The sequence below is a fragment of the Streptomyces sp. NPDC006012 genome (assembly GCF_042871185.1).
In the GTDB taxonomy this organism is placed as follows: Bacteria; Actinomycetota; Actinomycetes; order Streptomycetales; family Streptomycetaceae; genus Streptomyces.
Map to the genome: position 1 here is coordinate 18,133 of NZ_JBIAIE010000045.1, position 15,451 is coordinate 33,583.

9 protein-coding genes are annotated in these 15,451 nt (G+C 72.2%); 5 read left to right on the plus strand and 4 right to left on the minus strand.

Annotated features, from left to right (window positions below):
- Positions 1 to 26: 26 nt before the first annotated feature.
- Together ACFYPJ_RS37770 and ACFYPJ_RS37775 are read right to left on the minus strand one after the other, a co-directional pair.
- A complete protein-coding gene (locus ACFYPJ_RS37770) occupies positions 27 to 2,696 on the minus strand; it encodes a BTAD domain-containing putative transcriptional regulator (protein ID WP_389026452.1) in 2,670 nt (889 codons plus the stop codon).
- Between the two features lie 231 nt (positions 2,697 to 2,927).
- Positions 2,928 to 3,851, minus strand: coding sequence for an ROK family protein (locus tag ACFYPJ_RS37775; protein ID WP_389026454.1), 924 nt, complete (start codon positions 3,849 to 3,851; stop codon positions 2,928 to 2,930).
- 194 nt (positions 3,852 to 4,045) lie between these two features.
- Here ACFYPJ_RS37775 and ACFYPJ_RS37780 point away from each other — a divergent pair, with 194 nt between their 5' ends.
- Positions 4,046 to 5,569: an FAD-binding oxidoreductase gene (locus ACFYPJ_RS37780; protein WP_389026455.1), complete on the plus strand. Its 1,524-nt coding sequence runs from the start codon at positions 4,046 to 4,048 to the stop codon at positions 5,567 to 5,569.
- Between the two features lie 61 nt (positions 5,570 to 5,630).
- Here ACFYPJ_RS37780 and ACFYPJ_RS37785 read toward each other — a convergent pair whose 3' ends face one another.
- Entirely contained in the window at positions 5,631 to 6,065 is a 435-nt protein-coding gene (locus ACFYPJ_RS37785) for a type II 3-dehydroquinate dehydratase (protein WP_389026457.1), read from the minus strand.
- Positions 6,066 to 6,331: 266 nt separating this feature from the next.
- Here ACFYPJ_RS37785 and ACFYPJ_RS37790 point away from each other — a divergent pair, with 266 nt between their 5' ends.
- The 3 genes from ACFYPJ_RS37790 to ACFYPJ_RS37800 are packed head-to-tail and all read left to right on the plus strand — an operon-like array spanning position 6,332 to position 9,371.
- Positions 6,332 to 7,498 carry a DegT/DnrJ/EryC1/StrS family aminotransferase gene (locus tag ACFYPJ_RS37790; protein WP_389026459.1) on the plus strand — a complete coding sequence of 389 codons (1,167 nt, stop codon included), beginning with the start codon at positions 6,332 to 6,334 and terminating at the stop codon, positions 7,496 to 7,498.
- Positions 7,495 to 8,634, plus strand: coding sequence for a Gfo/Idh/MocA family protein (locus ACFYPJ_RS37795; RefSeq protein WP_389026461.1), 1,140 nt, complete (start codon positions 7,495 to 7,497; stop codon positions 8,632 to 8,634). The genes ACFYPJ_RS37790 and ACFYPJ_RS37795 overlap by 4 nt, the downstream gene beginning before the upstream one ends.
- A 38-nt stretch (positions 8,635 to 8,672) precedes the next feature.
- Entirely contained in the window at positions 8,673 to 9,371 is a 699-nt protein-coding gene (locus ACFYPJ_RS37800) for an HAD-IA family hydrolase (RefSeq protein ID WP_389026463.1), read from the plus strand.
- An 88-nt stretch (positions 9,372 to 9,459) separates the two neighbouring features.
- Here ACFYPJ_RS37800 and ACFYPJ_RS37805 read toward each other — a convergent pair whose 3' ends face one another.
- Positions 9,460 to 10,311 (minus strand): lantibiotic dehydratase C-terminal domain-containing protein, encoded by an 852-nt coding sequence (locus ACFYPJ_RS37805; RefSeq protein WP_389026465.1) that lies wholly within the window; start codon positions 10,309 to 10,311, stop codon positions 9,460 to 9,462.
- A gap of 236 nt (positions 10,312 to 10,547) precedes the next feature.
- On the opposite strand from ACFYPJ_RS37805, the gene ACFYPJ_RS37810 reads away from it, so the two are divergent.
- The coding region (locus tag ACFYPJ_RS37810; RefSeq protein WP_389026467.1) for a beta-ketoacyl synthase N-terminal-like domain-containing protein at positions 10,548 to 15,451 on the plus strand (4,904 nt) is incomplete at its 3' end.

Consider the following 15,451-nt stretch of genomic DNA (forward strand, 5'->3'; position numbering starts at 1 on the left):
TACCGGGCCGGCCCGGACCGTTCTGCTCAGTGTGTGCTCGCGCTGCCGTTCGGTACGCCCGTGGACCTGCGGCCCGGGCGGCCCGCGGGCCCGGCGGGACGGTGGGCCGCCACCTCGTTGAGCCAGTCGTCCGCGAGATGACGTTTCACCGCCCTGGTGGTGCGCGGCAGTTGGGAGTAAGCGACCTCGCGCACCAGCAGCTGCCGGAAGGCGTACTCGACCTCGCCGGGGATCGCGGTCCGCCGGCGCCGGTGCAGGAAATGCCTGCGCTCCAGGTGCGCGAGATGGCGGGCCACCTCCTCCCGGTCGCGGTCGCCGAGCGCAGCCACCGCGCCCACCCACACGGTGTCGCCCAGCACCGAGGCGTCCAGCAGTACGGCCTTCTGCACCGGCAGCAGTGTGTCGAGCCGGGCCGCTATCACCGTCTGCACCACGTCGGGCAGCGGCACCAGCTCCGTGCCGATGTCCGCGCTCAGCGCCTGGACGTACTCCTTGGCGAACAGCGGGTTCCCGCCCACCCGGGCGATCAGCTCCGCGTCCGCGGTGTTGCCGAGGCTGCTCATCAGCCGCGCGATCACCTGGTCCGGCAGCGGATCGAGGTTCATGATGACGGCGTCCCGCTTGCCGCAGGTCCACCGCGGACGTGCCTGGAGCAACTCGGGCCGGGCCGTCGCCAGGAGCATCAGCGGCACCGGTGCCAGCTGCTCCACGAACTCCGAGACGGCGTCCATCAGTTCCTCCGCCGCCAGGTGCATGTCCTCCAGGACCACCAGCAGCGGCCGCTGCGCAGCGATCTCCTCGACGAGCTGCCGCCAGGCCCGGAAGAACCGCCGGAACGCGTCGGGGGCGAGTGGATCGCCGCCCTGGCGCATCGACAGACAGGGGCGCACCGCGCACAGCAGTTCGGTGGCCGCCACGCCGTCGCCGACGAGGTCCTGCACCATCTGTTCCAGCTTGCGGTCCGCGACGCCGGGGCTGTCGCCGGGCTCGATACCCGCGTACGTCCGGATCACCGACACCAGGGGGGCCGCCGAGGTGCCTTCGCCGAAGGACGAGACACGGCCGCTGAGCACGGTGGGCACGACCCGCGGGACGTGTGCGCCCGGTCCGGCCCCGCGTGTGCGCAGGAACTCGGCGACGAGCCGGCTCTTGCCCAGTCCCGGTTCCCCGATCACCGTCACCAGATGTGGCCGCTGCCGACGGAGCATGTCCCCGAGCAGCCCGCTCAGGATCTCGATCTCACGCTCCCGGCCGAGGAACGGCGGGGCCGGTTCGGCCGGCGCACAGCCCGGCGCGGGGCTGGCCAGCCCCCAGGTGTCGCCGCCGTCGGCGCAGGCCTCGCCGACGATTCGCACCGTGCACTCGCAGACCTTCAGCTCGCCCGGTTCGGCGGAGTCCAGTAACCGCTGGCAGCGGTCCAGGACCTGACCGGTGACCTCCGTGGGCCCGGTGTGCTTCTCCGACTCGAAGGTGACGATCATCTCGCCGGTGGAGACCGCCAGCCGGCAGACGTGCGGTGCCTGGGCCACCCGGTCCCGGATCGCGAGGGCGGCGCGCACGGCACGCTCCGGGTCGTTCTCGTGCAACTGCGGCACGCCGAACAGGGCGAGCCAGGTGCCGCCCACGGCGGAGCGCAGTATCCCGCCGAACCGCTGCACCTCGCTGCGTACCACCCAGGTCAGTGCCTTGTGCAGGGCGTCCGCCTGCTCCGGGTCCTCGGGCCCCGCGAGCTGTGGGCGCTGCGCGCGCATCAGCAGCACGGACACCCGCTTGCGTTCGATCATCACGGGCATCCGGCCGACGGGTTCGAACGTGCCGAAGTGACCCGGGACCGACGGCGTGACGAGTCTGTTCGATGCCTTCGCGGTCCAGGGCGGACCGTTCGACGGTTCCGCGGCCCGCGGATAGGAGCTGAGCAGCCGCAGGTTGGAGGGGGCGGGAGCCGTCTCGTCCACCGGGTTGCCGCCGGGCAGCGCGAGTTCCGGCGCGTGGGTCAGTATGGCCCGCTCCATGTCGAGGAGTTCGGGGCCCGGGTCGAGCCCGAACTCGTCGGCCAGCGCCGCCCGGGTGCGCTGGTACGCGGCGAGTGCCTCGGGCTGCCGTCCGCACCGGTACAGCGCCAGCATCAGCTGGCCGCACAGCCGCTCCCGGACCGGGGTGCAGGCGGAGGCGCGCTCCAACTCGCCCACCAGGTCCCAGTGTTTGCCGAGCGCCAGCTCCGCCTCGGCGCAGTCCTCCAGGGCGGTCAGCTGCTCGTTGTGGACGACTTCCTGTTCGGGCCAGGCGATGCCCGCCTCCGTCAGGTCCGAGAGGACCGGGCCGTGCCACAGGGTGAGGGCCTTGCGCAGCGCCGTGGAGGCGGCCTGCCACTCCTCGGCCGCCAGATGTCGGCGCCCCTGGTCGGCGAGGATCTGGAACATCGACAGATCGACATGCCGTGGATTCACCGTGAGCAGATAGCCGGGCGAGCGGGTCTGGAGCGAGACGTCGGGGGCGGCGGCGAGGATCCGGCGCAGCCCGGCGACCGCGTTCTGCACCATCTTGCGACAGGTACGGGGGGCGTCGTGGCCCCAGACGGCACGGATGATGCTGCTGGTGGCGACTACCTTGTTGGCATTGAGAAGCAGGTAGCCCAGAACGGCCCGCTGATTGAGCCCGCCCAGTCGGACAGGCCCGTCGACGCCCGTGATCTCCATCGGGCCAAGGATCTGGAACCGCACAGCAACCCCCGTCCACTTGTTCCGCAGTGGATTCAGGTGAGTAGTCGACTCGGTCCGAACCCGGATGAGTGGCCTCATTGCCGCTCCCGGTGAAGCCGCAACAATCAGACAGCACCGTACCTCTGTCAACATCTCTTCGGACCGGGGGCTTGACAGACGGCCTGAAATCGCCCCCGCGTCCGTCCGATACCGGTGTGCGCCGTCCGTTCACTTCCCGCGGGCCAGCAACAGCGCCCCGTACAGGGAGGAGAGGCCGCCCAGGGCGGCGCCCGTGATCACCGGGCGCGGGCCGCCCGGGCGGGCCAGCTCCGCTGCCTGGGCGGCCACCTCGGGGACCAGACCGGGCAGACCTGCGGCGAACCCTCCCCCGATCACCACGAGTTCGGGGCGGGCCAGTTCCGCCAGGCTCTGTACCGCCGCGGCCAGCGCCGAGCAGGTCTCGCGCAGCGCGGTCGCCGCCCAGGGCCACCGTCCCGCCACGGCTTCCCGCAGGTCCGCGAATCCCACCTTCCGGCCGACGAGTTCGGATGCCCGGCCGAGGGTGGCGGGCCCGGACGCGAGCGCCTGCAGACAGCCGAGCCGCCCGCACACACACCTTGGCCCGAAACGATCGACCATCATGTGGCCGATTTCGCAGGAGCCCGCCGCGGGTCCCGGGAAGGGGCGGCCGTCGTGCACGATGCCCCCGCCGATCCCGGTGCCCACTCCGAGATAGACCACGTTCCGGCAGCCCGCCGCGTCCGCCTCGGCGAGCGCGGCGAGGTCACCGTCGTCCGCCATCCGGACCGCCGTCCCCGGGAACACCGCACGCAACGCGCCGCGCAGATCGAGACCCTGCCAGGTCGGGCGCCCCGGCCAGGCCGAGACCCGCCCCGCCTCGTCCACCGTGGCGGGCATCGCGACCCCCACCGAGGTGACGGGCCGCCGCCACCGGCGGAGCAGCGCGTCCGTGTGCCGGCGCAGTTCGGCGACGTCCTCGTCGGCGGATGCCGCGTGCTGCGGCCAGCGGAAGACCGACTCCACCGGATCCTGGCCGTCCGAACCGTCGGCTCCGTCCGCTCCAGCCGCTCCGTCGGCTTCCAGTCGCAGTGCCACCTTGCTGCCCCCGACGTCGATCCCCAGATAGCCCATGGCCCCCTCCGCCGCCCGCGCGAGCCGGGCGGTCCGGCCCCGCGACGGCTGCAGGATAAGTCGCCCCCGAACCCGCAGGTTCGCTGTTCACGGCAGTGTCCTCCCAGGTCAGGGGAGGTATAGGGGTTCCAGTCCGGATGCCTTGGTTCATAGCTTCGTACCGTCCTGCAGAGTGAGCAGAGAGGCAGCAACGCGTGATCACCCGACGATCAGTTCTCCAGCTGGGCGGTGCTCTGGCGGTGGCCGGCAGCATGGGAGCGGCGCCCGCCGCGGCCGGACGCAGGAGCTCCACCGCCGTGCCCTGGGACCAGCTCCGCGCCCAGCTGCAGGGCGATGTCGTCCTGCCCGCGGACAGCGGCTACGACGTCGCCAAGCAACTGGCCGTCGCCGAGTACGACGCGATCCACCCGCAGGGCATCGCCTACTGCGAGACACCCGGTGACGTGGCCACCGCCGTACGGTTCGCCCAGGACAACGCGATACCGGCCCGCACCCGCAGCGGCGGCCACAACTTCGCCGGCTGGTCCACCGGCGAGGGCATCGTCATCGACGTGTCCCGGATCAAGCACGTCCAGGTCACCGGCTCCACCGTCCGGGTCGGCCCCGGCGCGATGTCGGTCGAGGCACTGGCCGTGCTCAAGCCGTACAACAAGCAGATCGTCACCGGCACCTGCCCGACGGTCTGTCCCGGCGGGTTCCTCACCGGCGGCGGCATCGGGTACCAGACCGCCAAGTTCGGGCTGGGCAGCGACCGGCTGGTGTCCGCCCGGGCCGTCCTTGCCGACGGCAGCCTGGTGACCGCGTCCGCCACCCGGGAGCCCGACCTGTACTGGGCACTGCGCGGTGGTGGCGGCGGCAACTTCGGCATCCTGGTCGACTTCGAGGTGCGCCCCATCGACCAGCCGCGCGGCGTCTACTTCGCCACCACCTGGCCCTGGGACAAGGCGAAGGACCTGATCGAGGCGTGGCAGCAGTGGAGCCTGGCCGACGCGGACAACCTGGGCTCCTCGCTGGGCGTCCTGCTGCCCGACGCGGCTCCGGGCACCACACCGATGGTCACGCTCAACGGGGCCTACTGGGGCGCCCAGACGGATCTTGAGGCCGGCCTCGCCGCCCTGGCCTCCGCGACCGGCGTCCAGCCGCTGAGCCGGTCCGTCACGGAACTGCCGTACGACGAGGTGATGATGCATGTGTACGGCTGCGACCAGATCACCGTGAAGCAGTGCCACCGTGTCGGACAGAACGACGAGGGCACCATCCCGCGCGGCGGCGCCCTGCGCGAGCGGCACCGGCTGTTCGCCAAGCCGCTCACGGGTTCGGCCCTCGCCGCCACCCTGGCCGCCTTCGACGCCGACCGGTACGCCGGCCACACCCGCTTCCTCGGCTTCAACCACCTCGGCGGCGCCGCGACCAGGCCCGGCCGCACCGATACGGCCTTCTGGCACCGCGACACCCAGTTCCTCGTCGGCATCGGGGCCGCCCTGCCCAGCCCCACCCCGTCCGCCGAGGACGAGGCGGTCACCCGGACCTGGGTCGACCGGGGCTACGGCATCATCGACCCGCTGTCCACGGGCCACTCGTACATCAACTTCCCCGACGAGCGGCTGACGGACTGGCAACAGGCCTACTACGGCGGCAACTACGACCGCCTGGTCTGTGTGAAGAACGCCTACGACCCGGACAACTTCTTCAACCACCCGCAGAGCATCGGCAGTTGACGTGCACCGACGCCATGCCGCCCGACCCCCGGAAGGGGCCGGGCGGCACGGCACGTGGCGGTCAGGAAGGGACGGTCTCCAGCAGGGCGCGGGCCGCCAGACGGTAGCCGAACGAACCGAGGCCCACGATCACCCCCGCGGCCAGCGGCGCCAGCACCGATTCGTGCCGGAACGCCTCGCGGGCCCACACATTCGAGATGTGCACCTCCACGAACGGACGCGGATAGGCGGCCAGCGCGTCCCGCAGGCTCCAGCCCGCGATCATCAACGCACCCGGATTCACCACGGCACCCACCGTGTCCTGACTGTCGTTCACCGCCCGGACGAGCGCACCCTCCGAGTCGTCCTGCACGGAACGCACCTTCCAGCCGCGGGACTCGATTTCCGCGGCAACGGCCTCCTCGATATCGGCCAGCGTATCGGTTCCGTATATCTCCGGTTCCCGGCGGCCGAGAATGCCCAGGTTCGGCCCGTTCAGCAGGAGTACGCTGCTCAAGATTCACCTCGTTCGTAGAGCCGGTCGGCCCGCGTGATCGATGACGGAACGAGCCTATCCAGCACCCCTGGAACCCTCGCACCTGATCGCTCGCATAATTCCTGGACAAGGGGGCTGTAGGGGTGAACATAGGGGAGATGACAACGCCGTTCGGTGTTCGCTAGCGTGCTGGCAGCCGCCCGGTCCCAGCAATGGCCCAATTCTGTGCGCCAAGGATCCGGACGCTTCCCGGAACGGTTTTCCTCCCATGGAAAGACGGTGAATTAATGAGCGGGAATCCGCTGCAGGCCCCGGAATTCCCCGACTGGCCCCAGTACAGCGACGAGGAGCGGACCGGTCTGATCCGCGCCCTGGAGCAGGGACAGTGGTGGCGGATGGGCGGCGGCGAAGTCGACGCCTTCGAGCGCGAGTTCGCCGACTACCACGGCTCCGCACACGCCCTGGCCGTCACCAACGGCACGCACGCCCTGGAACTCGCACTCCAGGTGCTCGGTGTGGGCCCCGGCACCGAGGTCATCGTGCCGGCCTTCACCTTCATCTCCTCCTCCCAGGCCGCCCAGCGCCTCGGCGCGGTGGCCGTCCCGGTGGACGTCGACCCCGGCACCTACAACATCGACCCCGAGGCCGCGGCCGCCGCCGTCACCTCCCGGACGGCCGCCATCATGCCGGTCCACATGGCCGGGCACTTCGCCGACATGGACGCACTGGCCAAGCTGTCCGCCGACACCGGCGTACCGCTCATCCAGGACGCCGCGCACGCCCACGGCGCCCAGTGGCAGGGCAAGAAGGCCGGCGAACTCGGCTCGATCGCCGCGTTCAGCTTCCAGAACGGAAAGCTGATGACCGCGGGCGAGGGCGGCGCCGTCCTCTTCCCCGACGCCGAGTCCCACCAGACCGCCTTCCTGCGGCACAGCTGCGGCAGGCCGCCGACCGACCGCCACTACTTCCACCAGACCTCCGGCTCCAACTTCCGCCTCAACGAGTTCTCCGCCTCCGTGCTGCGGGCCCAACTGCGCCGCCTGGACGAACAGATCACCACCCGGGAGGCACGCTGGCCGCTGCTGGCCGGCCAACTGGCCGCCATCACGGGCGTCGTCCCGCAGAGCAGGGACGACCGCAACGACCGCGTCCCGCACTACATGGCCATGTTCCGGGTGCCCGGCATCGGCGAGGACCGCCGCAACGCCGTCGTCGACGCCCTGGTGGCCCGCGGACTGCCCGCCTTCGCGGGGTTCCGCGCCATCTACCGCACCCCCGGATTCTGGGAGACCGGCGCACCCCAGGAGAACGCCGAGGCCATCGCCGCCCGCTGCCCGAACTCCGAGGCCATCAGCGGCGACACCATCTGGCTGCACCACCGGACCCTGCTCGCCGACGAGGAGCAGGTGGGCCGGATCGCCGGCATCGTCGAGCACGTCCTGGCCACCACATGAGCCCCGTCCGGCCGGCGCGCACGCACCCCGGCCCGCCCCTGCGCGTGGCCGTCGTCGGTCTGGGCTGGGCCGGGCGCACCCTCTGGCTGCCCCGGCTGCGCCGTCACCCCGCCTTCGAGGTGACCGCCGTCGTGGATCCCAGCGAAGCGGCCCGCGCCGAGGCACTGGCGCAGGTCCCCGGCGCCCGGTCGCTGGCCGGCCTCGACGAACTGTCCGCGACGGCGGTGGACCTCGCCGTCGTCGCGGTCCCCAACCACCTGCACGCCGAGGTCGCCGCCCGGCTGCTCACCGGGAACACCTCGGTCTTCGTGGAGAAACCGGTCTGCCTGGACTCCGCCGAGGCCGACCTGCTGGCCCGCGCCGAACGGTCCGCCGACGCGGTCCTGCTGTCCGGCAGCGCCGCCCGCCACCGGGCGGACGTACGGGCCCTTGGCGAACTGGCCGCCGGCCTCGGGCCCGTCCGGCACATCGACGTCTCCTGGGTCCGGGCGCGCGGAGTGCCCGATGCGGGAGGCTGGTTCACCCACCGCACCCTCGCGGGCGGCGGCGCCCTGGTCGACCTGGGCTGGCACCTGCTCGACACGGCCCTGCCGCTGATCGGCCCGGGAGTCGGTTTCGACCAGGTCGTGGGCACCCTCTCCGACGACTTTCTCGGCAGCGCGAGTGCCGGGGCGGCGTGGCGGGGCACCCGGCCCGGGGACCCGGCGGCCGACGGCCCCGGCGACGTGGAGGACACCGCACGCGGCTTCCTCGTCGCCGCCAACGGCGTCTCGGTGGCCCTCCGCGCGAGCTGGGCCTCGCACGAGCAGTACGACGTCACCCGCATCACGGTCGAGGGCGCGGCCGGCACCGCCGCACTGCGCTGCACGTTCGGCTTCAGCCCCAACCGGGCGGGCGGCTCCCGGCTGACCCTCACCCGGGACGGCCGGACCGAACCGGTGCCCGTGCCCGAGGAGCCCATCGGCGCCGAGTACCTGCGCCAACTGGACGAACTGCCCGGGATGCTGGCCGACCCGGCATCCCGCGGCCGGGCCGCCACCGAGACCCGGCTGACCATCGGCGCGATCGAACGCCTCTACCGCTCGGCCCGACGCGCCGGCCGGCCGGCCATGCCGGCCGGACAGGGCGCCCCTTGAACCACCCCCCCGGTGGCCGCACGGAACGAGGAGACCTCATGGACGACGACAACAACCCTGCCCGGCCCCGCGGCCCGCTGCTCGACGAGCGGCGCGGACCCCTCGCCGTGGTGTTCGACATGGACGGCGTCCTCGTGGACAGCTTCGCGGTCATGCGCGCAGCGTTCACGGTGGCGTACGCCGAGGTCGTGGGGGACGGCCCGGCCCCCTTCGACGAGTACAACCGGCATCTCGGACGCTACTTCCCCGACATCATGCGCATCATGGGGCTGCCCCTGGAGATGGAGGAACCGTTCGTCCGCGAGAGCTACCGGCTCGCCCACGAGGTCACCATGTTCGACGGTATACCGGAACTGCTGGCCGACCTGCGCGGCCGCGGCATCGGACTCGCCGTCGCCACCGGCAAGAGCGGTGTGCGGGCCCGGTCGCTGCTCGACCGGCTCGGCATCCTGCCGCTGTTCCACCACGTCATCGGCGGTGACGAGGTACCGCGCGCGAAACCCGCCCCCGACATGGTCCGGCGCGCGCTCGACCTGCTGGACGTGCCGCCCGGCAACGCGCTGATGATCGGCGACGCCGTCACCGACCTGCAGAGCGCCCGCGCCGCCGGGGTGTACGCGGTCGCCGCCCTGTGGGGCGAGACCGCCGAGGCCGAACTGCTCGCCGAACAGCCCGACGCCGTACTGCGCAGCCCGGCGGAACTGCACGCGCTGCTGCCCCGGGTACCGGTGCACTGACCCGCCGGCCCGGCCGGACAGCAGCGAGGGGCCCGCTCGTCGTCCTCGATGAGCGGGCCCCTCGCTGCGTGCCCGGGCAGACCGGCCCTCAGACCGGCTGCGGAGTCCGGGCGAGCAGAGCGGAGACGGACTCGGGCAGCGCCACCCCGGTGCGCAGCGCCGTCCGCAGGGCATGCGCCGCCAGCGCCTCGTCCGCGACGCCGACGCCCAGCCGCCGATGCGTCAGATGGGCGTGGTCGAAGAGCAGATAACTCACCGGCGCCGTCGCCGTACACCCCTCGACCAGCGAGCGCACCGTGAGCGCGTAACGCTCCCAGTGCCCGGCGTACTCGGCTCCGGCCCACCGCAGCCCGGCCAACTGGCCCACCGCCCGCTCCAGCGCCGACCGGCGCAGTACGGACAGCTCCGCGCGGCGCCGCGCCGGCAACTCGTTCGACCAGTGCTGCCAGCACTGGAACAGGAACGGGACCCCTTCCTCCGGCGCGAGCAACTCGGTGAGCTGCGCCAGATGCAGAAACGGAACGCTGATACCGGAGACCGATTCCAGCGGCCCGCACGCCGCACGGGCCCGCAGCAGACCGAGCGTCAGATCGCTGGATGCCGTGGCCAGCCGCGCGGCGAGGTCCACCGTGGCGTGATCGAGATATTTCGACATGGGCGGTTCATAGTGGTCCCAGACAACCGTGCGGCCGCGTTCCGCGGCGGCCCGGTCCAGATCCTTCCTGGCGTCCTGGAGAATCCCGGGCCGGGAAAACAGCCAGAGCCCGAGGTGCGGACCCCCTCGGCCCTCCAGGGGTTCGAAGTACCAACGTGCGTCGGTGTCCGCGGAACGCACCTGGTCGACCAGTTCGGAAACCAGCGAGGGAAATAACGCTCGCTCCGTACCCGGCACCGAGGCGGGGTGTTCGAGAAGGCGGACGAACAACCAATTGCGCGTCATGCGCCCGAGCCTAGTGTCGCTGTCACCCTCATTCCACGCACCCCGGATGAAAGACCACCCGCCCAGGAATTTAGGGATGCCGTAGGGGGTGGCACAGGGGTCATAGGAGCGGATTGCCGATCCAGACTCTCCAGTGGCACGCACGGCCGCGGAGGAAAGCTCCCGGTTCGGCCCGCACCGTTTTCGGCCGGGCCCCCGGCACATGATGTCTGCCCGCAGACAAGGGATGTGGTGACATGCTGCGCACCGAACTCATTCGGCCGCTGCCCGAGCTGCTACGCTCGCACGCCGAAACCCACGGGGACAAGGTCGCCTTCCACGACGCGCGGCGCAGCGTCACGTACGCCGAACTCGAACTGCGCACCCGCAGGATCGCCGGACACCTCGCCGACCTGCGGCTGCAACCCGGCGACCGGGCCGCCATCCTGCTCGGCAACCGCGTGGAGACCGTCGAGAGCTATCTGTCCGTCGTGCGCGCGAGCGCGGTCGGCGTACCGCTCAACCCGCGGGCCACCGACGCCGAACTCGGCTACCTCCTCGACGACAGCGGCGCCCAGGTGGTCATCACCGACGAGGCGCACGCCCCGCAGCTGGCCCGGCTGGTCGCCGACCGCCCGGGGCTGCGGATCGTCGTCACCGCCGAGGCGGGCATACCGGACGACGCGCCACTCGGCACGGTGTCCTACGAGACCATGGCCGCCACCGAACCCCTCGCCCCGGCCCGTGACGACCTCGGCCTCGACGACATCGCCTGGACCCTCTACACGTCCGGGACCACCGGCCGCCCCAAGGGCGTGATGTCCACCCAGCGCAACTGCCTGTGGTCCGTGGCCGCCTGCTACGTCCCCGTCCCCGGACTCTCCGCCGCGGACCGGGTGGTGTGGCCGCTGCCCCTCTTCCACAGCCTGTCGCACATCGCCTGCGTCCTCGGCGTCACCGCCGTCGGCGCCACCGCGCACATCCTCGACGGCTTCGCCGCGGACGAGGTGCTGGACGCGCTGCGCGCCGACTCCGCCACGTTCCTCGCCGGCGTGCCGACCATGTACCACTATCTCGTCCAGGCCGCCCGTGAGAGCGGCTTCGAAGCACCCGCCCTGCGGATGTGCCTCGTCGGCGGCGCGATCACCACCGCCGAACTGCGCCGCTCCTTCGAGGAGTCCTTCGGCGCACCGCTGCTGGACGCCTACGGATCCACCGAGACCTGCGGCTCCATCACCATCAACTGGCCGGTCGGCGCCCGCGTCGAGGGCTCCTGCGGGCTGCCCGTGCCCGGGCTCGGTGTGCGTCTCGTCGACACCACGACCGGTCTCGACGCCGCGGCCGGGGCCGAGGGCGAGGTGTGGGTGCGCGGCCCCAGCGTCATGGCCGGCTACCACAACCAGCCCGAGGCCACCGCCGACGCCTTCAAGGACGGCTGGTACCGCACCGGCGACCTGGCCCGCCGCGACGCGGACGGCTACTTCGTCATCACCGGCCGGATCAAGGAACTCATCATCCGCGGCGGTGAGAACATCCACCCCGTCGAGGTGGAGGAGGTCCTGCGCACCGTCCCCGGCGTCGCCGACGCCGCCGTGGTCGGCAAGCCGCACGACGTGCTCGGCGAGGTACCCGTCGCCTTCCTGGTCGCCGGACCCGAGGGCATCGACCCCGAACAACTGCTGGCCACCTGCCGGGAACGGCTCTCGTACTACAAGGTCCCCGAGGAGCTGTACGAGATCGACCGCATCCCGCGCACCGCCTCCGGCAAGACCACCCGGCACGTCCTGCTCGACCTGCCCGCCCGGCTGCGCGCCGTGGGGGCGGGGCGCTACGAGTCGCTGTTCCGGCTCGACTGGGTCCCGCTGCCCTCCGTACCGGTACCCGGCGCCCCCGCCCCGTCCCGCTGGGCCCTGCTCGGCAGCGACCCCTTCGCGGTCGTCGACGCACTCCGGGCAGCCGGCCAGTCGGTCCACACCGGCACCGGGACTGACACCGGCACGGACGCTGAGACCGGGACCGACGCGGCCGAGGTCACCCTCCTGTCCTCGGACATGCGGCCGTTCGCCGGCGCGGGGGACGCGGACCAGGACGGCGGGCAGACGGCTGATGCCGTACGGACCGCGGTCGACGGGCTCCGGCGCAGCATCGAGGACTGGCTCGCCGCCGACCGCCGGAGCACCGACCGGCTCGTCGTGCTGACGCGCGGCGCGATCGCCGTCGGCGGTCCCGAGGAGCACCAGGAACCGGGCGACCTGCCCGCCTGGGGCCTGGTGCGCTCCCTCCAGGCCGAGCGCCCCGACCGCCTGATCCTGGTGGACCTCGACACCGCGGACACCTCGGCCGCCGCCCTGCCGTCGGCCGTCGCCTCGGGCGAACCCCAACTCGCCGTCCGCGACGGGGTGTTCCTGCGGCCCCGGTTGATCCGGGTGACCACCGAGGGCGAACCGCAGCCGTCCGACCCCGCGGCCTTCGCGGGCGCCACCCTGGTGACCGGCGCCGACGGAACCGTCGCCGCCGCGGTCACCCGCCACCTGGTGACGGCGCACCGCGTCCGCCGACTGCTCCTGCTGAGCCCGCACGGCACCGCCGACCCCACCGCCGCCGAACTGGCCGGTGAACTGCGGGCCGCGGGCGCCGAGGTGACCCTCGCCGCCGGTGACCCGGCCGATCCCGACTCGCTCGCCACGGCCCTCACCGCCTACGAACACCCTCTGACCGCGGTCGTGCACACGACCGGCGCCGCCTCCACGACCGACCTCGGGCGGGCCGTCGAGGGCGCCCTCAGCCTGCACCACGGCACCGCCTCGGCCCCGCTGTCCGCGTTCCTCGTCCTCACCGCGTCGCACGGGCTGCTCGGCACGGCAGGACGCGGCACCGAAGCCGCCGCCGACGCCTTCCTCGATGCCTTGACACGTCACCGGACCGCCCGCGACCTGCCCGCGCGATCCCTCGCATGGGGCCCCTGGGACAGCAGCGAACTGCCCGCGCCCTCCGGCGTCGGTGTGCTGCCACTGGCGGAGAACCTGGCCATGTTCGACGCCGCGCTCGCCACCGGCGGCGCACACCTGGCCGTACTCCACCCCGAGCCGGCGTCGCTGGGCGCCGCCGCCGTCCCGGCCCCGCTGCTGGGCCTCATCGACGCCCAGCCCAGGACGGCCCGGCCCGACGCCGCCGTCACCACCGATCTGGGCCGCAGGCTCGCCACCCTGTCCAGGTCGGAGCAGGACCGCACACTCCTGGACCTGGTGCGGGCCGCGGTCGCCGAGGTGCATCCGGACGCGCCCGCGGCCACCGCCCCCGAACGGGCCTTCAAGGAACTCGGCTTCACCTCCCTGACCGCGGTTGCGCTGCGCAACCACCTCACCGCCGAGACGGGGCTCGCCCTGCCCGCCACCCTGGCCTTCGACCACCCCACCCCCGCCGCCGTCGCCCGCCACCTGCGGGTGCGCCTGCTCGGCGGCGAGAACACCGCGGTCGCCACCCGCCCGCGCCCCCTCGCGTCCGCCGAGCCGATCGCGATCGTGGGGATGGCGTGCCGGCTGCCGGGGGGAGTCACCTCGCCGGAGGAGCTGTGGGAGCTGGTGGCCGAGGGGCGGGAGGGTCTGGTGGACTTCCCGGCCGATCGAGGCTGGGACCTGGACAAGCTGTTCGACGCCGACCCCGACCGGACGGGCACCTCGTACGTCCGCAAGGGCGGATTCCTGGACACCGTAGGTGACTTCGACGCCGACCTGTTCGGGATTTCGCCGCGGGAGGCGTTGGCCATGGATCCGCAGCAGCGGTTGCTGCTGGAGGTGTCCTGGGAGGCGCTGGAGCGGGCGGGGCTCGACCCGACCTCGCTCAAGGGCCGCGACGTGGGTGTCTTCTCGGGTGTGATGTACCACGACTATGCGAGCAAGCTGGACGAGGTTCCGGAGGGTCTTGAGGGTTTTCTGGGGACGGGCAACTCGGGCAGTGTGGCCTCCGGCCGGGTGTCCTACACGTTGGGGCTTGAGGGCCCTGCGGTCACGGTGGACACGGCCTGCTCCTCCTCGCTCGTCGCAATGCATTTGGCCACGCAGGCCCTGAACAACGGGGAGTGCTCCCTCGCACTGGCCGGCGGCGTGGCCGTCATGGCCCAGCCCACCTCGTTCGTGGAGTTCTCGCGGCAGCGGGGGTTGGCGCCGGATGGGCGGTGCAAGGCGTTCGCGGATGCGGCGGACGGTACGGGGTGGGCCGAGGGTGTGGGTGTGGTGTTGTTGGAGCGGTTGTCGGATGCGCGGCGTCATGGGCGTCGGGTGTTGGCGGTGGTGCGTGGTTCGGCGGTGAATCAGGATGGTGCGTCGAATGGGTTGACGGCGCCGAATGGTCCGTCGCAGGAGCGGGTGATTCGTGCGGCGCTTGCGAGTGCGCGGTTGTCGGCGGCGGATGTGGATGCGGTGGAGGCGCACGGTACGGGTACGACGTTGGGTGATCCGATCGAGGCGCAGGCCGTGCTGGCGACGTACGGTCAGGGGCGGTCGGTGGAACGGCCGTTGTGGCTGGGGTCGTTGAAGTCGAATATCGGTCATGCGCAGGCGGCTGCGGGTGTGGCTGGTGTGATCAAGATGGTCGAGGCGATGCGGCGTGGGGTGTTGCCGCGGACGTTGCATGTGGATCGGCCGTCGTCGCATGTGGACTGGTCGTCGGGTGCGGTGGAGTTGTTGACCGAGGCGCGGGAGTGGCCGCAGTCGGACGGGCCGCGGCGTGCGGGTGTGTCGTCGTTCGGGGTGAGCGGTACCAACGCCCACGTCATCCTGGAACACGTCCCGGACACCGCCGGGGAGCCGGAGGAGCAGCCCGTCCCCGAGACCCTTCCGCTGATCGTCTCCGGCCGTGGCCGCGCCGCGCTGGCCGGCCAGGCGCAACGGCTCGCCGCGTATGCGCGGAACACCGAAGGTCTGTCCGTGCCGGGCATCGGGCGGTCGCTCATCGCCGGCCGGGCACAACTCGACGACCGTGGTGTGGTGTTGGCGGGGTCGCGGGGTGAGGTGGTTTCGGGGTTTGAGGCGTTGGGTGGGGGTGTTGCGTCGTCGCAGGTGGTTACTGGGGTGGCGGATGTGGAGGGGCGTCGGGTGTTTGTGTTTCCGGGTCAGGGGACGCAGTGGTTGGGGATGGGTGGGGAGTTGTTGGGTGTGTCGGG

Coding starts and splice junctions, on each gene's coding strand:
- ACFYPJ_RS37770 (WP_389026452.1), bottom strand. CDS start 2,696: ATGGAGATCACGGGCGTCGACGGGCCTGTCCGACTGGGCGGGCTCAAT.
- ACFYPJ_RS37775 (WP_389026454.1), bottom strand. CDS start 3,851: ATGGGCTATCTGGGGATCGACGTCGGGGGCAGCAAGGTGGCACTGCGA.
- ACFYPJ_RS37790 (WP_389026459.1), top strand. CDS start 6,332: ATGAGCGGGAATCCGCTGCAGGCCCCGGAATTCCCCGACTGGCCCCAG.
- ACFYPJ_RS37795 (WP_389026461.1), top strand. CDS start 7,495: ATGAGCCCCGTCCGGCCGGCGCGCACGCACCCCGGCCCGCCCCTGCGC.
- ACFYPJ_RS37800 (WP_389026463.1), top strand. CDS start 8,673: ATGGACGACGACAACAACCCTGCCCGGCCCCGCGGCCCGCTGCTCGAC.
- ACFYPJ_RS37805 (WP_389026465.1), bottom strand. CDS start 10,311: ATGACGCGCAATTGGTTGTTCGTCCGCCTTCTCGAACACCCCGCCTCG.